Annotated in this window: 17 protein-coding genes; 5 read left to right on the forward strand and 12 right to left on the reverse strand. The window is 63.5% G+C overall.

The genetic code is table 11. The annotated features are described in order from the left end of the window. On the forward strand, window positions 1-1105 hold a 1105-nt coding region (locus tag P0D73_RS24790), incomplete at its 5' end, for a dihydroxy-acid dehydratase (RefSeq protein ID WP_408433161.1). Between the two features lie 264 nt (window positions 1106-1369). Here the strand turns inward: P0D73_RS24790 and sap1 are convergent. Beyond that, complete coding sequence (gene sap1 / locus P0D73_RS24795; RefSeq protein WP_132376475.1) at window positions 1370-1708, reverse strand: surface attachment protein Sap1; 339 nt, start codon at window positions 1706-1708, stop codon at window positions 1370-1372. A 455-nt stretch (window positions 1709-2163) separates the two neighbouring features. After that, on the reverse strand, window positions 2164-2706 hold the full coding sequence (speG, locus tag P0D73_RS24800; protein WP_012434867.1) for a spermidine N1-acetyltransferase: 543 nt from the start codon (window positions 2704-2706) through the stop codon (window positions 2164-2166). A 10-nt stretch (window positions 2707-2716) separates the two neighbouring features. On the opposite strand from speG, the gene P0D73_RS24805 reads away from it, so the two are divergent. Beyond that, the gene (locus tag P0D73_RS24805; RefSeq protein ID WP_408312567.1) at window positions 2717-3169 is read left to right on the forward strand and encodes a hypothetical protein; all 453 of its coding nucleotides are present in this window, start codon (window positions 2717-2719) and stop codon (window positions 3167-3169) included. Between the two features lie 445 nt (window positions 3170-3614). On the opposite strand, the gene P0D73_RS24810 is transcribed toward P0D73_RS24805, so the two are convergent. Together P0D73_RS24810 and P0D73_RS24815 are read right to left on the reverse strand one after the other, a co-directional pair. After that, window positions 3615-4040: an HIT family protein gene (locus P0D73_RS24810; RefSeq protein WP_106284957.1), complete on the reverse strand. Its 426-nt coding sequence runs from the start codon at window positions 4038-4040 to the stop codon at window positions 3615-3617. Between the two features lie 68 nt (window positions 4041-4108). Further along, window positions 4109-5044: a GlxA family transcriptional regulator gene (locus P0D73_RS24815; RefSeq protein ID WP_408176307.1), complete on the reverse strand. Its 936-nt coding sequence runs from the start codon at window positions 5042-5044 to the stop codon at window positions 4109-4111. A 181-nt stretch (window positions 5045-5225) separates the two neighbouring features. Between P0D73_RS24815 and P0D73_RS24820 the strand changes: the two genes are divergently transcribed. After that, window positions 5226-6038 carry an SDR family NAD(P)-dependent oxidoreductase gene (locus tag P0D73_RS24820; RefSeq protein ID WP_408433164.1) on the forward strand — a complete coding sequence of 271 codons (813 nt, stop codon included), beginning with the start codon at window positions 5226-5228 and terminating at the stop codon, window positions 6036-6038. 20 nt (window positions 6039-6058) lie between these two features. Here the strand turns inward: P0D73_RS24820 and P0D73_RS24825 are convergent, their stop codons facing one another. Further along, window positions 6059-6586, reverse strand: a complete 528-nt coding sequence (locus tag P0D73_RS24825; protein WP_132376471.1) for an Lrp/AsnC family transcriptional regulator — start codon at window positions 6584-6586, stop codon at window positions 6059-6061. 152 nt (window positions 6587-6738) lie between these two features. Here P0D73_RS24825 and mdeB point away from each other — a divergent pair, with 152 nt between their 5' ends. After that, a complete protein-coding gene (gene mdeB / locus P0D73_RS24830) occupies window positions 6739-9486 on the forward strand; it encodes an alpha-ketoglutarate dehydrogenase (protein WP_408433166.1) in 2748 nt (915 codons plus the stop codon). A 121-nt stretch (window positions 9487-9607) separates the two neighbouring features. On the opposite strand, the gene P0D73_RS24835 is transcribed toward mdeB, so the two are convergent. From P0D73_RS24835 to P0D73_RS24865, 7 genes are all read right to left on the reverse strand, one after another. Beyond that, window positions 9608-10696 carry a diguanylate cyclase gene (locus tag P0D73_RS24835; RefSeq protein WP_408176303.1) on the reverse strand — a complete coding sequence of 363 codons (1089 nt, stop codon included), beginning with the start codon at window positions 10694-10696 and terminating at the stop codon, window positions 9608-9610. Between the two features lie 60 nt (window positions 10697-10756). Then, complete coding sequence (locus tag P0D73_RS24840) at window positions 10757-11773, reverse strand: chemotaxis response regulator protein-glutamate methylesterase (protein ID WP_408176302.1); 1017 nt, start codon at window positions 11771-11773, stop codon at window positions 10757-10759. Between the two features lie 17 nt (window positions 11774-11790). After that, a complete protein-coding gene (locus tag P0D73_RS24845; RefSeq protein WP_408433168.1) occupies window positions 11791-14217 on the reverse strand; it encodes a hybrid sensor histidine kinase/response regulator in 2427 nt (808 codons plus the stop codon). Then, window positions 14214-14894: a chemotaxis protein CheW gene (locus tag P0D73_RS24850; RefSeq protein WP_408433170.1), complete on the reverse strand. Its 681-nt coding sequence runs from the start codon at window positions 14892-14894 to the stop codon at window positions 14214-14216. The genes P0D73_RS24845 and P0D73_RS24850 overlap by 4 nt, the downstream gene beginning before the upstream one ends. Further along, on the reverse strand, window positions 14887-16296 hold the full coding sequence (locus P0D73_RS24855) for a CheR family methyltransferase (RefSeq protein WP_408433172.1): 1410 nt from the start codon (window positions 16294-16296) through the stop codon (window positions 14887-14889). The genes P0D73_RS24850 and P0D73_RS24855 overlap by 8 nt, the downstream gene beginning before the upstream one ends. Beyond that, entirely contained in the window at window positions 16293-16757 is a 465-nt protein-coding gene (locus P0D73_RS24860) for a chemotaxis protein CheW (RefSeq protein ID WP_408176296.1), read from the reverse strand. The genes P0D73_RS24855 and P0D73_RS24860 overlap by 4 nt, the downstream gene beginning before the upstream one ends. Window positions 16758-16821: 64 nt before the next feature. Beyond that, window positions 16822-18447 (reverse strand): methyl-accepting chemotaxis protein, encoded by a 1626-nt coding sequence (locus tag P0D73_RS24865; protein ID WP_408433174.1) that lies wholly within the window; start codon window positions 18445-18447, stop codon window positions 16822-16824. Between the two features lie 319 nt (window positions 18448-18766). Here P0D73_RS24865 and P0D73_RS24870 point away from each other — a divergent pair, with 319 nt between their 5' ends. Continuing rightward, window positions 18767-19090, forward strand: coding sequence for an ecotin precursor (locus tag P0D73_RS24870; RefSeq protein WP_132376462.1), 324 nt, complete (start codon window positions 18767-18769; stop codon window positions 19088-19090). Window positions 19091-19142: the final 52 nt, after the last annotated feature.

Raw genomic sequence — 19142 nt, forward strand, 5'->3', positions numbered from 1 at the left:
GTCGATGGTCGAATCGCTCGGCATGGGCTTGCCGCATAACGCGGCGATTCCCGCGGTCGATGCGCGCCGCCAGGTGCTCGCGCATCTCGCGGGCCGGCGCATCGTCGACATGGTTCGCGAGGATCTGACGATGGACAAGATCCTGACGCGCCAGGCATTCGAAAACGCGATCCGCACGAATGCGGCGATCGGTGGGTCGACCAATGCGGTCGTTCATCTGATCGCGCTGGCCAAGCGGATTGGCGTGGAGTTGTCGCTAGAAGATTGGGAACTGGGTTCGAATGTGCCGTGTCTGGTGAACCTGCAACCGTCGGGCGAATATCTGATGGAGGACTTTTACTACGCGGGTGGTTTGCCGGCGGTGTTGAAGCAACTCGGCGAGCAAGGCCTGCTGCATCGTGAAGCGCTGACCGTGAACGGCAAGACGATCTGGGACAACGTGCGCAGCGCACCGAATCACGACGAGAAAGTCATCACGACGTTCGCCGAACCGTTCAAGCCGAAGGCCGGCATCGCGGTGCTCAAGGGCAACCTGGCGCCGAATGGCGCAGTGATCAAGCCGTCGGCGGCCACCGCGGCGTTGCTCAAGCATCGCGGTCGAGCGGTAGTGTTCGAGAACATCGAGGAACTGCACGCGAAGATCGACGACGAGTCGCTCGACATCGACGAGCATTGCATCATGGTGCTCAAAGGCGCGGGGCCGAAGGGTTATCCCGGTTTTGCGGAAGTCGGCAATATGCCGCTGCCGAAAAAAGTGCTGCAAAAGGGCATTACGGACATGGTGCGCATTTCCGACGGCCGCATGAGCGGCACGGCGTACGGCGCGGTCGTGTTGCACGTGTCGCCGGAAGCGGCAGCGGGCGGGCCGCTCGCGTTCGTGCAGACCGGCGACATGATCGAACTCGATGTCGAAGCACGCCGCCTGCATCTCGACGTCACCGACGAAGAACTCGCGCGCCGGCGCGCCGCATGGCAGGCGCCCGAAGCGCCCAAACGCGGCTACTACAAGCTCTACGTCGAACATGTGCTGCAGGCGGATCAGGGCGCTGATCTCGACTTCCTCGTCGGATCGAGCGGCGCTCCGGTACCGCGCGATTCGCATTGATCGGCTCGTAGTGAGCTAACTGTTGTTCCCTGCGCTTTGCGAGAAGGCGTACTGCCGATGCGGATTCAGACAATCCGCATCGGCTTTTTTCTGTCTGTTTCAAAGCGACGCTAACGTGCGCAAATAAAAACGGCCAAGCATTTTCATGCCCAGCCGATTTTTTAACTCACAGGTTCACCGCCTCCGACTTATTAAGTCGGAGGACGGACGCACAGGCGCGCAAAATCACATTCCGGCGTTTTCGCCGGAATGTCAGGTTTCAGCTTATTGCTTGATGAATCGATCGTTTGCCCAGAGGCCTTGCGTATCGCTATTACCCGAATTCACGAATTCGACGTCGTGACCGACCACGCGGACGACGCGGAAACTCGAGTTTTCCGGTGTCGAAACGCATTGATATCCGGAGAAGAATTCCTGCATCTTTTGCTGTTCACCGGCTTGCGCATGCTGGTCGGCGGCGTCGAGTTTATCCTTCGACAGGCAACCATAGGCATTAGCCTTGAACTGGATGGTTTGCTGCGGCTTGATCATGACGTCTTGCGCCTGAACAGTGGCGGCAGCCAATCCCGCAATGGCGAAAACAAGGGCGACTCGCATTTTCATATTTTCCTCCGGTGCGGGTGGATACTCAGGTTAGCTATGTATTTAACTTTAAGATTGAACCCGCATCTTGCACTTTAGGAGAATGCGAGAGAACGACAAGCACATCTTGTGTGCGGTCGCAACAGCGGCGAATTGTCGCACCGTCCATCGCACCTGCTTAATCGTTGAGCCATGGGTTAATTAGTCATGATTGAAACGGATAACTAAAAGACGGGCAGGGCACGCCGCTTTAACTAGTAAAGGTTTGCGGCGCGTGTTCGCGTAAACGAGAGGCGACAATTAAGTGATTTGCTACATTTAATCGACGTACTTGGTGCATTGCACACAAAGTCATTCAACCGACTAAACCGAAATCACGAAATAACGGTGTGTTTGCAGAAGATAAATGGTGCCAGGTGTGAGGAGCGCTGCACACAGGGTCTGCCAAACGGCAGTCGTATGCGCATTTGCGGGGGTCAATCGACGCGTCGATTGGCCTCGAAGAACTCGGACTGGAACATGCACATACGCAACGCATTGTGATAGCTGCCATTGCCGAAAAATTCCTCGATCAGCTCGGCCTCATGCCTGAAGCCGCACTTTTCGTAGACGTGGATCGCCGCCGTATTCGACTTGTCGACGATCAGATAGACCTTGCGCAGGTTCAGCACTGAAAACGCATAGTCCGTCGCGAGCTGCGTTGCGAGGGTTGCGTAGCCGCGGCCTTGCGCATGCGGCGCGATGATGATCTGAAATTCACCCCGTCGATGGATATAGTCCAGTTCGATCAGCTCGACCACGCCGACGGTCTGCCCCTCGTTGTCGATGGCCACGAAGCGCCGCTCGCGCAGGTCGTGCACGTGCTGGTCGTAAAGCTGGGTCAGTTCCGAGAAGGTTTCGTACGGCTCCTCGAACCAGTAACGCATGATTTTCGCGTTGTTGTTCACTTCATGGACGAAGCGCAGATCGGTGCGCTCGAGCGGGCGCAGGGTGAGTTCGCTACTGCGTTCGGTCGTCATTGGATTCCCCTTGAGAATTATTGGTTTGGATGCGCGCGTTCGATGCAGGCTCACGCGCTTTCCAGTTAGTCAGGGCGCGGTGCGGGGAGTTCTTGCAAGCTCTCGCGCCCGCACGGCGCTTTCTTGCGATAAACCAGGCGGCAGGCGGGTCCGGCGAGTAAAGGGCGTCGCGTTGTCGCAGGCCTGTGTTCGGCTCGATCGTGGCGCTTATGAGGCGCGCGGCACGGTACGGGTACGCGCGGTGCTCTACAATGAAATCATGCTCCTGCAATCGGAGGCCACCGTGATCGAGAACTTGATATTGGGCGTCTTTCTGGTCATTCCGCTGCTGATCGTCGCATTTCTTTTCTCCGACGAATTGTGGCAGGAACACCGGCACCTGCACGACATGCGTCCGATGCCCGTGAAACCGCGTCGCATCGACTGGCGGCATCCGCTGCGCCGCTCGCGGCATCGTCTGTGACACGTTGCGTTCGCCAGCGGATTGCCTCTCCTGCGTGCTGCACTGCACGAATCGACCAACATGGCGGCCGATTGAGCAGGGGATTCGTGTGCAAGGGCGTTTGGTGGTCGTCTGCTAAAAGCGTTGCCGCCGTGTGCCAACGCCGCATCACCATCATCGTCGTCCGCCGCCGCCGCATCACGGCCGACACCGTACCATCGCTAGGAAATGAAACCCGCCGCGTGCGGGTTTTTTAACGCGCGCCGTAAGCGCAGCGGTCAGGCAACGCGAAAGCGCGCCAATAAAAAAGCCTGCCGTTTCGGGCAGGCCAAAAGAGATCCACACTCAATGCCTTGTGGGTACAAGGCAAGTACCAGTCTAGCCGCGCGGCACGCACCGCTGGTTTCAGCGGCTTTTACACATATTACGGCGCATGACGGCGCGCAGAACCGCGCCGCGCGCCGCCTCAGTCGGCGCGCCAATGCGAGCGAATGCGTTTGGCGAGCGCTTCGAGCGTGTCCGCGTCGGCGACATCGCGCGCATGCATACGCAGCGGCTGGCCTTCCCAGCGCGGGATCACGTGAAAATGCACATGCGGCACCGTTTGTCCCGCTGCCGCGCCGTTGAATTGTCCGATGAACACGCCGTCCGGCCGCAACGCTGCGCGCACCGCAATCGCGAGCTTCTGCGTCATGCGCATGCACGCCACCGTCGAAGCATCCGACAATTCAAAAATCTCCGCGGCGGCTTCCTTCGGCACCACCAGTAGATGGCCGTCGGCTTGCGGCATGAGGTCCATGAAGGCGAGGGCGGCATCGGTTTCGGCCACCTTGATGCAGGGTAGTTCGCCACGCAGAATCCTTGCGAAGGGATTGCTGTCGTCGTAGTTCATCGCGTTCCTCTCATGGTGGATGGTCATATCGGGTAAAGCGCTGTTGCCGATATTGTCCACCACATGTGTTACATCACGCGCGCCGCGCGTTTGATCGCTTGCGGCGGCTGACCATACGCGCGCAGAAAGGCGCGCCGCATCCGTTCGGTATCGACGAAACCGGTTTCCGCGGCTACCGCCTCCATGGAATGGCGGCCCGCTTCCAGCATGGCGCGCGCGGCTTCGACGCGCAATGCCTCGATGGCTTTGGCCGGCGATTGACGGGTTTCGTCGCGAAACGCGCGGCTGAACTGGCGCGGGCTGAGATGCGCGACGTCGGCGAGCTGTTCGACCGTCAACGGCTCGCGCAGATGGCTTTTGGCGTAAGAGAGCGCGTTCTGGATGCGGTCGGATTTCGGCTCCAGGTCCAGCATGGCCGAGAACTGGGACTGGCCGCCAGTGCGGCGGTGATACACCACGAGCTTCTTGGCGATCGCGCGCGACACCTCCATGCCGAGATCGTTTTCAACGAGCGCCAGACACAGATCGATGCACGCTGTCATGCCGGCCGACGTCCACACCGACCCGTCGATGATAAAGATGCGGTCCTCGTCCACGCGCGTTTGCGGAAAGCGCCGCTGCAGATCGCGAGCGTGAATCCAATGGGTCGTGGCGTGGCGGCCGTCGAGAATCCCGGCCTCGGCCAGCACGAACGCGCCGGTGCAGATGCTGGCGGTGCGTCGCGACGCGGCGAGCGCCTCGTTCAGAAACGCCAGCAATCCCGGCGACGACGGCGCGATCTGCATCGCGCCAGTGACCACCACGGTGTCATACGCCGGATCGTCGAACGGGCGGGTGGCGATCTCCACGCCCGCCGAGCTGCGCACCATGCCGCCATGCTCGGAAATGACCTCCACGTCGTACTCAGGTTGGCCGGCCTCCAGGTTGGCCAGCTCGAAGATCGAGACCGCGACCATATCGAGGATCTGGAAGCCGGGAAAAACCACCACGCCGACGTGTCTCATTGCGATGTCCTAAAACGAGGTAAATACGACATTTGAGACAACAGGCTACGCGCCTAGACTTGCTTCGTCAACACCGCAATACCGCAAACAACGGCGCGGTGGCGGAGGTTTCCCGGTTTTCCCATTCATTCATCGGACAGGGCACAGGCGCGAGGCGCCACGCCCGCAAGGAGAGATTCAAATGGCAACGCAAGCAGGCAAAGGAACGGCATTGGTGACGGGCGCATCGTCGGGGATCGGCGCGGTGTATGCGGACCGCCTTGCGCGGCGCGGCTACGACCTGATTCTGGTGGCGCGCGACGTCGAGCGGCTGAACAGTCTGGCCGATCGTCTGAAGACGGAAACCGGCCGCCATGTCGAGACGATCGGCGCGGACCTCACTGTCAAAGCCGACGTGCGCCGCATCGAAGAACGGCTGCGCGCGGACCGTGGCATCACGATGCTGGTCAACAACGCGGGCGTCGGCGCGACCGCCTCGCTGATCGACTCGAACGTGGACGAGCTCGAAAAAATGATCGACCTGAACGTGACCGCGCTCACGCGCCTGACGGCGGCGGTCGTGCCGGGCCTAGTGGAGCGGGGCAACGGCATCGTGATCAATATTTCGTCGATCGTGGCGCTGTCGCCGGAAACGTTGAACGGCACTTACAGCGGCACCAAGGCCTACGTGCTCAACCTGACGCAGTCGCTGCATCACGAAGTGGGCGGCAAGGGTGTGCAGTTGCAGGCGGTTTTGCCGGGCGCGACCAGCACCGCATTCTGGGACCGCGCGGGCCTCGCGGTCGAACATCTGCCGCAGCAGATCGTGATGACCGCCGAAGACATGGTAGACGCCGCCTTAGTCGGGCTCGACCAGGGCGAACTGGTGACGATTCCGTCGTTGCCGGACGCGGCGGACTGGGAGCGCTTCAACAGCGCACGTCAGCAGCTGCAGCCGAACCTGTCGCACAAGCTGCCGGCCGCACGCTACACGAGCGGCGCCGCCACGGCATAAAGCCGAGCGGGCGGAAAGCCTTAGCGCCAGTCAGTCGACACGTCGTCGGGATCGACCAGCGTCAATCCCGACGACGGCAGCGGCAGCGCCGTCTTGTAACGCACCTGCTTGAGCGCAAAGCTCGAGCGAATATTGGAGATGCCCGGAATCTTCGTCAGATGATCGACGATGAAGCGCTCCAGCGTCTGCATATCCGGCATCACCACGCGCAGGAGATAGTCGGCGTCGCCCGTCATCAGGTAGCACTCCATCACCTCGGGACGCTCCGAGATCGCCTGTTCGAAGCGCAGCAGCGCGTCTTCCACCTGCTTTTCCAGACTCACCTGAATGAAGACGTTGATGCGCAGCCCGAGCGGCTCCGGGTTCAGCAACGTGACCTGCTGCTTGAACAGACCGAGCTTTTCGAGCGCCCGCACGCGGTTGAAGCACGGCGTGGGCGACAGGTTCACCGAGCGCGCCAGATCCGCATTGGTGATGCGCGCGTTCTGCTGCAACTGGCTCAGGATGCCGATGTCGATGCGGTCGAGCCGTCTAGGCGGTGTGGTCATAGATGAAATATTCCGTCATGCGGGCAAAATTCGGAATAAATAGCCTATCGCAGCGCGGGATCACAAGCAAATGAGACGCTCATTTTGTGGGCACATGGTTACCATTGACTCACTCGATCTTGAACCGACCGCGTCGATGCGGGAGTGGTGCCATGACAGATTTGTCCAGCGGTAGCGAGCAGTTGAAGTCGTTGAATGCGCAGCGTGTTGAAAGCGCGGAGCAGGCGGACACCGATCCGCAGGAAACCGCCGAGTGGCTGGAAGCGCTCGACGCGGTCGTCGCGCATGTCGGCCGCGACCGCGCGCAGTTTCTGTTCGACAAACTTGCGAGCCATGCGCTTTCGCTGGGTGTTGAATCGGCGCGCACCAACGTCACGCCGTACCAGAACACGATCCCGTTCGAGCAACAGCCGCGCTATCCGGGCAATCTCGAACTCGAAGAACGGCTCGCCGCCGCGCTGCGCTGGAATGCGCTCGCAATGGTGGTGCGCGCGAACCAGGCCTACGGCGAACTCGGCGGGCATATTGCGAGTTACGCGTCGGCGGCAGATCTGTTCGAGGTCGGCTTCAACCATTTTTTTCGCGCGGCCGCACCTGGCGGGGAAGACGGCACGGGCGACCTCGTGTACTTCCAGCCGCATTCGTCGCCGGGTGTTTATGCGCGGGCTTACCTCGAAGGCTTTCTCTCGGAGGAAAACCTCCAGCACTACCGTCGCGAGATCGGCGGACCGGGCTTGTGCTCGTATCCGCATCCGTGGCTGATGCCGGACTTCTGGCAGTTCCCGACTGGCTCGATGGGCATCGGCCCGATCAACGCGATTTATCAGGCGCGTTTCATGCGCTACCTGGCCAATCGCGGCCTCGTGCAAACAGAAGGCCGCAAGGTGTGGGGCTTTTTCGGCGACGGCGAAATGGATGAGCCGGAATCGACCGGCGCGCTCTCGCTGGCCGCGCGCGAGGGGCTCGACAACCTCGTGTTCGTGATCAACTGCAATCTGCAGCGGCTCGACGGTCCGGTGCGCAGCAACGGCCGCATCATCGATGAACTGGAAGCGCACTTCATCGGCGCCGGCTGGAATGTGATCAAAGTAGTGTGGGGCTCGGACTGGGACGCGCTGTTTTCGCGCGATCGCACCGGCGCCTTGCTGCGCGCGTTCGCGCATACCGTGGACGGCCAGTTCCAGACCTTTTCGGCGAACGACGGCGCCTATAACCGCGAACGCTTCTTCGGCCAGAATCCGGAGCTTGCCGCGCTCGCCGCCCAATTGAGCGATGACGACATCGACCGCCTGCGTCGCGGCGGCCACGACGTGCGCAAACTGCACGCGGCCTACGCGAAGGCGCTCGACCATCGCGGCCAGCCGACGGTGATTCTTGCGAAAACGATGAAGGGCTTCGGCATGGGCACCTCGGGCCAGGGCCGCATGACCACGCATCAGCAAAAGAAACTTGGCTTCGACGACCTCAAGGCGTTTCGCGATCGCTTCCGCCTGCCGCTCACGGACGAGGACGTCGAACAGGTGAAATTCTACAAACCCGCGGAAGACAGTCCGGAAATGCAATACCTGCATGCACGCCGGGCGGCTCTCGGAGGCTATCTGCCCAGAAGGCGGAGAGTTGCATCGAAGGGGCTGACCGTCCCGCCGGTGTCCTCCTGGGGGCAATTCGCGCTGGACTCGAACGGCCGCGACATGTCCACGACAATGGCGCTGGTCCGCATGCTGACCGCGTTGCTCAAGGACGGGGAAGTGGGCCCGCGCGTGGTGCCGATCGTCGCCGACGAGGCGCGCACCTTCGGCATGGCGAACATGTTCCGCCAGGTCGGTATCTATTCGCCGCTCGGGCAGTTGTACGAGCCGGAAGATCTCGGCTCGATGCTTTACTACCGTGAGGATACGAAAGGCCAGATTTTGGAAGAAGGCATTTCGGAAGCCGGCGCGGTGTCGTCATGGATCGCAGCGGCGACGTCGTACAGCGTGCACGATCTGCCGATGCTGCCGTTCTACATCTACTACTCGATGTTCGGCTTCCAGCGCATCGGTGATCTGATCTGGGCTGCGGCGGATCAACGTGCGCGCGGTTTCCTGATCGGCGCGACGTCGGGCAAGACGACGCTCGGCGGCGAGGGGTTGCAGCATCAGGACGGCTCGAGCCATCTGGCGGCATCGACGATTCCGAACTGCCGCGCTTACGACCCGGCGTTCGCGTACGAGGTTGCCGCGATCGTCGACGAGGGTATGCGGGAGATGGTCGAGCAGCAGCGCGACGTGTTCTATTACGTCACGGTGATGAACGAGAACTACGCGCAGCCTTCGGTGCCGGGCGGCGACTTGCCGGCGTTGCGCGAAGGGATTCTCAAGGGCATTTATCCGCTGACGGCGCAAACTCAGGAGCAGGAGAGCACGCAAGCTCGGGTGCAATTGCTCGGCGCGGGTGCGATTCTCGGTGAAGTGATTGCGGCTCAGCAGATGTTGAAGGACGACTGGTGGATCGACGCTGCGGTGTGGAGCGTGACGAGCTTCACCGAGTTGCAACGCGACGGCATGGCGGCAGAACGGCTCGCGCGTCTTGGCGAAGCGACTTCGGCGCCGTACGTCACGCACGCGCTCGAAGCGTCGCAGGGCCCGGTCATCGCCGCCACGGATTATGTTCGTGCCGTGCCCGAACTGATTCGCGCATACGTGCCGCGCCGTTATGTGACGCTCGGTACCGACGGTTTCGGCCGCAGCGACACGCGTCAGGCGTTGCGTGAATTCTTCGAAGTGGACCGCAAGGCGATCGTGATCGCCGCGCTGAAGGCGCTGGCCGACGAGGGCGCCATCGACACAAGCGTGCTTGTTGAAGCACGCAGCAAGTACCTCGGCGACGCAGCGGTCGGCGCAGCGTCCTGGCAATGCTAGAAAAGCGCATGCGTTAGAAACCGACTAACGCACGGCTGCTGCTGCTATCGCTGCAAATGAAAACGCGCCCTGCAAACGGACGCGCTTTCATTGCACGGTAGTAGAACCGCATCCGCAACGATCAATCGCTGACCGCCACCTGATTCTTCCCATCCCGCTTCGCTCGATACAGACCGACGTCAGCCGCTTCGATCAGCTTCGTCACCGGCTCGGCGGCCGAAGGCACGAGCGTTGCCGCGCCGATGCTGATCGTCACGCCGCCGGTCGCGGAGCCCGCATGCGGAATCGCCAGCCCTTCGATTGCAATGCGGATCTTTTCCGCGAGCAGACGCAAGCCGCCCGCCGACGTGCCCGGCACCACCACCGCGAACTCTTCGCCACCGAAGCGCGCCGCGAGATCGGCCGAGCGTCCGAGGCACGATTCGACGGTTTGCGCGACCCGCTTGAGCACTTCGTCGCCGGCGACGTGCCCGTAGGTATCGTTGTACGCCTTGAAGTTATCCACATCGATCATCAGAAAGCCGAGGCCGGTCTTGTCGCGCGTGCTGCGACGCCATTCGGCAGCCAGATATTGATCGAGGTAGCGGCGATTCGACAGACCCGTCAGGCCGTCCGAATGCGTGAGCCGCTGCAACTCCAGATTCGTTGCGAGCAATTGTTGCTGCGATTGACGCAGCGCCTTGTAGGCCTCGTCGCGTTGAATCAGGTTCAGATACGAGCGCGAGTGATAGCGGATGCGCGCGATCAACTCGATGCGGTCCGGCAGCTTCACCAGATAATCGTTGGCACCGGCGGCGAAGGCCGCGCTTTTCACGAGCGGCTCTTCCTTGGTCGACAGCACGATGATCGGAATGTCGCGCGTCGCCGGATTCTGCCGGTATTGGCGCACGAGGGTGAGACCGTCCGTGCCCGGCATCACGAGGTCTTGAAGGATCACCGTCGCGCGCGTTTCCGCAGCGCAGCGCAGTGCGTCTTCAGGCGACGCGCAGTAGTGAAAGTCGACGCTCGCTTCGTCGGCCAGCGCCTGGCGAATCGCCTCGGCGATGATCGCCTGGTCGTCGACCAGCAACACCATGATCGGGCACTCCGCCGCGGGCGGATTGCCGAGGATGCGCGCCAAAGCGTCATCGATCGCGAGATTGGGAGCGTCCGCCGCGTCCGACGCGAAGTCCTGCGCGGCGGTGTTCTGATGCGGTTTAGGAGTGTCCATGTTGTTCAGCCAGAATGAATGTGAGTGAATCGAAGCGGCTCATCGGCGGCGAGTGAGCGGCTAGCGCGAGTTGACCGCCGTCGCAAGTGCGGCGGCGATGCGCGGCAACGGCAGGATCGCGGCGGCGGCGTCGAGCGCCGCGGCCGCTTTCGGCATGCCATACACGGCGCTGGTCGCCTCGTCCTGCGCGATCGTGTGATAGCCCTTGGTGCGCATCGCCTTGAGGCCGATCGCGCCGTCGCGGCCCATGCCGGTGAGCAGCACGCCGACCGCGCGCGCCGGCCAGCGCGCCACCACGCTGTGAAAAAACACGTCGACGGAAGGCCGATAAGGCGTCTCTTCCGGCACGGGCGTGTAGCCGAGCACGTTGGGCAATTTCAGATGCAGATGATCGTCGGTGGCGGCGAGCAACGCGACGCCCGCTTGCGGCCGGTCGCCTTCGCGGGCGATTCGCACGGGCAACGCCGATTGCTGGTTCAGCCAGTCCGCCATGCCGGCGGCGAACGCCGCATCGACGTGCTGCACGATGACGATGGCCGCCGCAAAATCCTTCGGCAAACCGGCGAGCAGCGTGGCAAGCGCCGCCGGTCCGCCCGCCGATGCGCCGATCGCCACCAGCGGCGTGTCGCGGTTCGTCAAGCAGGCGGGCGTTGCCGCGGCCGCCGCGCCGGGCGCATTGCGTTCCTTGACGAGCGCCGCGATGCGGTCGATCTTCGCGATCAGCGTGGCGATGCTCTTGTGCGCATCGGGACCGCTCAGCGAGGGCGTATCGACGGCGTCGAGCGCGCCCGCGCCCATCGCTTCATAAACGCGCCACGCGTTCGCGCCCACATCGACGGTAACGATCAGGATCGCGCAGGGCGCGCGCGCCATGATGCGGCGCGTGGCTTCGATCCCGTCGACGTTCGGCATCACCAGATCCATCAGCACGATGTCGGGCCGTTGCGCGGTGCAGAAATCGACCGCCTGCTGGCCGTCCTGCGCGATCCACAGCACCTCGAAGTCGTGGCGCGCCGCGAGCGCTCGACGCAGCGCCTCGACGGCGAGCGGCATGTCGTTGACGATTCCGATTTTCATCCGTTTTACCCGTAGGTTTAACCGTAAGCTTCGCCGATCAGATCGCGCACCGCATCGAGCAGTGCTTCGTCATGAAAACTGCCTTTCGCCAGATAGTAGTCCGCGCCCGCGTTCAGGCCGGCGCGGCGGTCCTCTTCACGGTCCTTGTACGACACGATCATCACCGGCAGCGACTGCAACTGCGGATCGCGTTTGATGAGCGTGACCAGCTCGATACCGTCCATGCGCGGCATGTCGATATCGGTGATGACGAGGTCGAAGCGCTCGCCGCGCACGGCGTTCCAACCGTCCATGCCGTCGACGGCGATCGTCACGTCATAACCGCGCGTGGCCAGCAGCTTGCGTTCGAGTTCGCGCACGGTGAGCGAATCGTCGACCACCAGCACGCGGCGCGTGGCGCGCTGCGCCGCGTGCGCGACGCCGTGTTGCGTATGCTTGAGGTCGCCGCCCGCAACGAGCCTTTCGACGGAGCGCCGCCAGTCGTCGACGTCGGCGATCAGCACCGGATCGCCGTTCTCCATCAGCGCGCCGCCGGTGATGTTGCGGATTTTGCCGAGACGAGGATCGAGCGGTTGCACCACCAGCATCCGCTCGCCGAGAAAACGGTCGACCACCACGCCGTAGGTTTGCGGGCCGTCGCCGATCACGATCATGCTGACGGTGCCGCTTTCATCCGCGGGCGGCGCGGTGTCGAGAATCTGATGCGCAGTGACCACGCCGATGCGCCGGCCGGAAAACGCGATGTGCTGATGCCCTTCGAGCAATTCGATCTCGGCGCGGCTCACGTGCAGCGTGCGGTTCACATGCGCGAGCGGCACCGCGTATGGCTCACCCGCGACTTCGATCAGCAGGCTGCGGATCACCGAGAGCGTCAGCGGCAACTGCAATTGGACGCGCGTGCCGAGGCCGGGTTCGTGCGTGATTCGCACCGTGCCGCGCACGCGTTTGACGACGTCGTGCACCGCGTCGAGTCCGACGCCGCGGCCCGAGACCTCGGTCACCTGATCGCGTAGCGAGAAGCCCGGCAGGAACAGGAATTCGAGCAGCTCGGCTTCGGACAGACGCGCGGCCGTTTCGTCGCTCGCGAGTTTCTTGCGGACGATCGACGCGCGCAAGGCGTCGAGGTCGATGCCCGCGCCGTCGTCGGAAACGGTGATGAGCAGCGCGCCGGCTGTGTGACGCGCGTCGAGCGTGAGCGTGCCTTCTTCCGGCTTGCCGCACGCGAGGCGCACGGCGGGTGTTTCGATGCCGTGGTCGAGCGCGTTGCGCAGCATATGGCCCAGCGGCGCTTCGAGCAGATCGAGAATGTCCCGGTCCACCTGAGTCGATTCGCCGACCAACTGCCAGCGCACCTTCTTGCCGAGCGAACGCGCGACGTCGCGCACCATTCGTGCGAGTCCGCCGGTGCCGTCGCCGAATGGGCGCATGCGGCATTGCAGGGCGGCGTCGTAGAGTTGCTGCGACAGATGGGTCGAGCGACGGTCGAAGCTTTCCAGATCGGCGAGACGTTCGGCCAGCAGATGCTGCGATTCGGCGGTTAGGCGGCGAACTTCTTCAAGCGCGGCTTGCGCGCGCGGATCGAGCTTGAGGTCGGCGAGCGTTTCGTGCAGTTGATCCAGCGCGCGAGTGCTGTCGCGTTGGACGCGCTTGACGCGCAGCATCGATTGCGCGAAGGGTTTTAGCCAGCGCGATTCGACCAGTGATTCGCCCGATAGCGACAGCAGGCGGTCGAGGTTGTCGGCGCGTACGCGCAGCATGCGGCCGGGTTCGGTGGTTGTGGTGCTTGTGCCTCGCGCGCTGTTCGACGCGGGTGTCGTGGCAGGCGTACCGTCCGGTGCGGGCGGTGGCGCGGTGGAGGCCGGTGTCGCTTCGGCGCGCAGCGCATCGGCTAGCAGATTGAATGCGGCGTCCGGGTCTGCGTCTGCGTCCGAACTTGAGCCCGAAGGTAGCGAGGCGACTGAGGCTGTTGGAGGTTCGGCGGCAGTGCTGCGCGCGGGTTCAAGCGGCGCGGCTGCCGGCGGCGCCACATCCCGCCGCACCGCCACGCTATGCGGCACCACGCCCGCCATACGCGCCTGCAACGACGCGACACATGTGCCGACCGCGTCACGCGCCGACTCGTCTTCATCATTGCCGATGCGCGCGACGATATCCACCCCGCGCAGCAACTCGTCGATCCATGCGGCGTCGAGCAACGCACGCTCTTCCTGCGCGGCGACGAAGCAATCTTCCATGGCATGCGCGAGTTCGACGCCGACCTGCACGCCGACGATACGCGCCGCGCCCTTCAACGAATGCGCGGCCCGCATGCAGGCCTCGAGCGCACCGGCATCGCGCGGTGCACGATCGAGCGCGAGCAGGCGATCGTTGAGCACGCGCGCCTGCGTCCGCGCTTCTTCGCGGAACAGATCGATCAGCGACGGGCGGCGTGGATCGTCCGTCATCCGAGACTCCGGTTCAAGGTGTCGAAGAGTGCGTCGGCGTCGAGCAGGCCGACGCTCATGCCGCGCCACGGCGCGACTGCGCGCGTATGCGCGGCCGCCGCTTGCGAAAGCGTGGCGGGCGGCAAGCAAAAACTGGCCGTCGCAATCCGGTGCACGCCGTCGACCTGATCCACCGGGAACACCGCGTGTTCTTCAGCGCGCGAGACCACCAGCAAACGCGGCAGATCGTGACGCGCGCGATCGTCGCGTGCGGCGGCGTCGGCTTCGAAACCGAGTAGGTGCGCGAGCGACAGACACACCAGCAACTCGCCTTGCACATTCACCACGCCCAGCACCGCGCGATGCTGCCGATGCGGCAACGTATGAATCGGCCGCGTCTGCACGATGCGTTTGAAGATCGGCGTGGGCAGCGCCAGCCATTCGTCGCCGATGCGAAAGACGAGGAACGATTCGCTCGCGCCTTGCACATTCTGCTGCGATTGCACCGGCGCGCGCAGGTCGTGCTGCGAGAGATCCACCGAGGAAATCGGCCGTTCGAGAAGTTTGGCCGCGGCCGTTTCGAACACCGGACAATTCAGGCAGCGCACGTATTCGACAAGGCGCTCGCACGACGAATCGCCGCGCACGCCGATGCGATTCCAGCAATCGTCGAAGGTCACCGTCTGCGCGTCAGCCACGTTGCGCCCCTTGCGCGCGCGACGCGCGTTGCATCAACAGGCGTGCGCCGTCGCGATCGCCTTCGAGTTCAAGCAAGGTGGCAAGATGCGCGAGCGCTTCCGCATGCTGAGGGTCGAGATACAGCGCCTTGCGATACTGGCTGCGTGCGAGGTTCGCATCACCGTTGGCATCGGCCAGGACGCCGAGCAGATAAAACGCATTGGCGTGCGGGGCGTGGTGTTCCAGATAGGCGTTGATCGCCGTGGCGGCTTCCGCGAGGCGGCCGGCGTCGGCTAGCGCGTGCGCGGTTTTCAATGTGTCGCGTGCTGCGTTGGCCGCCGGCGACAGCGGGTTGTGTGCCGGCGGTGGAGCGGGCGTCGACGTCTCGCGCATGTACGGCGCGACCCTGTCACGCGGCGTGAACGACGTCACACCATTGAACGGCGTGCGCGCAACCGGATCGGGCCACGCGAAAGGCTGCGCGGAAAACACGTGTGGCGGAGCACGCGCCGGCACCTGTGAACGCGTCATCGCGAGCGCGGCAGCAGTGGCGAGCGGCGCAGTGTGCCAGCTTTTCAACTGCGCTTCCTCGGGCGCGCCGCGATGAAACGCGAACGCCAGTGGGATCTTCGCGGACTGCATGCCGTAACGCATCAGCAGCCCGGTTTCCGCGGGGCCGACGAACAGCGTGCCGTTTTCGGCGAGCATGCTATCGAGCGCCTGCAAGGCTTTTTGCTGCGCGTCGCGGTCGAAGTAAATCAGCACGTTGCGGCAGAACACGAAGTCGTAGACGCCAAGCGACGATGCATCGAGCTGCATCAGATTGGCGCGCGAAAAACGCACTGCGTCGACCACGCGCGGCGCGAGACGCCAGCCGTCTTCGGTGCGCGTGAAGTGCGCGTCGCGAAACGGAAACGCATTGCCGCGAAACGAATTGCGTCCGTAGACAGCGCGTTGCGCGACGGCGAGCGAACGGTCGCTGATATCCATTGCGTCGATGCGCAACTGCGCGGCGTCGATGCCTGAGTCGAGCAGCGTCATCGCGATCGTGTACGGTTCTTCGCCGGTCGAGCAGGGCAGGCTCAGGACGCGTAGCGGCAATGCGTTACCGCGCTCGGCGAGACGCTCATGCGCGAGCCGCGCGAGTGCCTTGAACGCGTCGGCGTCGCGGTAGAACCAGGTTTCCGGCACGACGACCGTTTCGATCAGCGCCTGCAACATCGACGGCGAACATTGCGCGGCTTCCCAATAGTCGGCGAGCGTGGCCTCGGAGTGACCGTCCGCACACCACGCCGCCACGCGCTGGTCGACCGCGCGCTCGATCGCACTATGACCGAGCGATGCCGCATCGAGCCCGATGGTCCGATGCAACAGCTCCGCAAAGCGTCGATAGAGCGGCGCGTTGTCGTGATGCGCGTTCATGCGTGCGCCTCGGGAAAGAGGAGCGCTTTAACGTCGTCGGGCAGCAGATGCTCGACGCGGATCCACTGCACGAGGCCACCCGCTTCACTCGCGACCGGGCCGAGATAACGCGCGTGCGGCATGTCGAGACCGGCATCCTGAAACGCCGCCACGTCCAGACGAATGGTGCGCGTCGCGCCTTCGAGCAGCAGCGCGAGCAAGCGCGTCGTGCCGGCAAGCGGATAGCGCACCAGCACGATGCGCGTCGACATCAGTTGCGCGGCGGGACGGCCGAGCGCGAGCGCCGGCAGATCGATCAGCGGCAGCGGCGCGCCTTCGTGATCGAGCACGCCCGCCACCCACGACGGCGCCCCGGGGATTGTCTTCGGCGGCGACTGCGGCGTGAGCGGCATCAGACGCTCCACCTGTGTCGCGTCGATCACATACCGTTCGCTATCGAGCGTGAAGAGGATGAAGAGCATCGACGTGTGCGTGGGCGGTGGAAGGGCGTGCGACTGTCGGCTTCGATCAGCGCGCCGTGGCGCGTCAGGCCGTCACCTTGAAGCGCGACACGCCCGTGCGCAGACTGTTGGCGACGTGCGTCAGATCGTCGATCGCCTGGGTCGACTGACGCAGCGATTCCGCCGTCTGCTGCGCGGCCTCCGAGAGTTGCGTCAGCGCCTGGGTGATCTGCTCGGCGCCGGTGGCTTGCGTCTGCATGCCTTCGTTGACCATCGAGAAGCGCGGCGCGAGTTGCTGCACCTGCTGGATGATCTGCGTGAGATGGCCGCCGACGTTCTGCACATCGAGCATGCCGCGCCGCACTTCTTCGGAGAACTTGTCCATGCCCATCACGCCGGCGGCCACTGCGGACTGGATCTCCTTGACCATCTGTTCGATGTCGTAAGTCGCCACGGCGGTCTGATCGGCGAGGCGGCGGATCTCCGTTGCCACGACCGCGAAGCCGCGGCCGTATTCGCCGGCTTTCTCCGCTTCGATCGCCGCGTTCAGCGAGAGCAGGTTGGTCTGGTCCGCGACCTTGGTGATGGTGGCGACGACCTGGTTGATGTTGCTGGCCTTCTCGTTGAGGATTGCGAGCTTCGCGTTGACCGAGCCGGCCGCTTCCATCACGAGACGCATGGTTTCTTCCATGCGCGCGAGACCGGCGTGGCCGGTGCCCGCGAGCGCCGCCGACTGGCCGGCCACTTCCGAGACTTCGTTCATGGTGCGCAGCAGGTCGCGCGAGGTCGCGAAGATTTCACGCGAGGTCGCGCCGATCTCGGTGGTGGTGGCGGCGGTTTCGTTCGCGGTGGCCTGCTGTTCCCGCGATGTCGCGGCGATTTCCGTCACCGATGTCGTCACCTGTACCGCCGATTTTTGCGCCTGGCCGACCAGCGCGGTGAGTTCGTCGGTCATGCGGTTAAAGCCCGCTTCGAGCGCGCCGATTTCGTCGGCGCGATTCAGTTGCAGGCGCTGGGTCAGGTCGCCCGTGCGCATCACGTCGACGACTTGCAGCACTTTGGCCATCGGCGTGGTGACGGCGCGCAACAGCCAGTAACCGGCTAGCACGGCGACGACGACGGCGATCAGCAGCATCACCAGCATCACGATGCCGGTCGTCTCAACCGAGCTGCGGATGCTTTCAGCGGCCTGGTCGGCATAGCTCTTGTTGTCGTCGACCAGCTTGCGCACGGAGAGGCGGCCGGTTTCCCAGAGCGGCGTAAGTTGCGTGTTGAAGATGCGCTCGGCGTTGTCTTTCGATGCCGGCAGGTTGTCCAGCACCGAAGCCTGGATCGGCAGGTACTGCGCCTGTTGCTGGCGGAAATCGTTGAAGACCTCACGATCGACGTCGCGGACGATGGTCACGCCGTAGTCGTTGATAAGCTTCTGAAGCGTTTGCTGGGTTTCCTGCAAACGTGCGGTGTCGCGCTTGACGGAATCGGGGTCCGCGTCGACGTAGATGAGGCGTTGCGTGACGCTGTAGTTCTCGAACCAGGCCGCGCGCATCGCGGTCGCGTAGTAGAGGCCGGGCATCGAGTCCTGCTGCTGGCTCTTCGCGTCGCGATCGATGCCGCCAAGCTGCTGGAAGGTGACGATTGCCATTGCCAGCATCACGATCAGCACGATCCCGAAGCTGCACAGAATCCGTTGCCGGATGGTCCATTGTTTCACGCGCACGCCCCTTACTTTTTTCGCTTGTCTCGACCCGTGTTGTCGACGTGGTCCGATCCTGCGATCGACGGGCCGGAGAGCTTGGCGAGTTGCCGGATTTATCCGACAGGTTATGCGGCGGATTTTACATTGATCGGTGGAATGGGGTAGCGGGTATCAGGCTGGATTCGGTGGAGGTGCCAGTGGTAGCGCTTGCGCGCGCATTGCCCTGCAACGCCGCGCGGCGTTACATGGGTAATGTCCGGTTACCACTTGCAGCATCTATTTCTGCGCGCGCCAGCCACAATCTGCTCCATGCCTGAACGGCGGGGAGTGAAACATGAAAAAGATCGCAGTGGCGTTGGTGATGGTGGGAAGTCTGAGCGTGGCGGGTCAAGCGTCGGCGCACGGTAATGGCGGCGATGTCGTCGGTGCGCTGATCGGCGGCGCCGTGCTGGGGGCGGTGGTTACCTCGGCGCTGAATCCAGCGCCGGTGGTGGCTTACCAGCAGCCTGTGTACGCGCAGCCGGCGTATCAGCCCGCGCCGGTCTATGCGCAAGCGCCGCCGGGATACTGCTATGACCAATACCAACGTGCCTACGTGGCGTGCGGTGCACCGCCGCAGCAGCAATACGGGTATCCGCAACCGCAGCCGGGTTGGTAATCAATCGTGGAGCGCGCGCATCTTTGCGCGCGCCACAGGCAAAAAGGCCGTC

This window comes from Paraburkholderia sp. RL18-101-BIB-B, from assembly GCF_046026985.1.
In the GTDB taxonomy this organism is placed as follows: domain Bacteria; phylum Pseudomonadota; class Gammaproteobacteria; order Burkholderiales; family Burkholderiaceae; genus Paraburkholderia.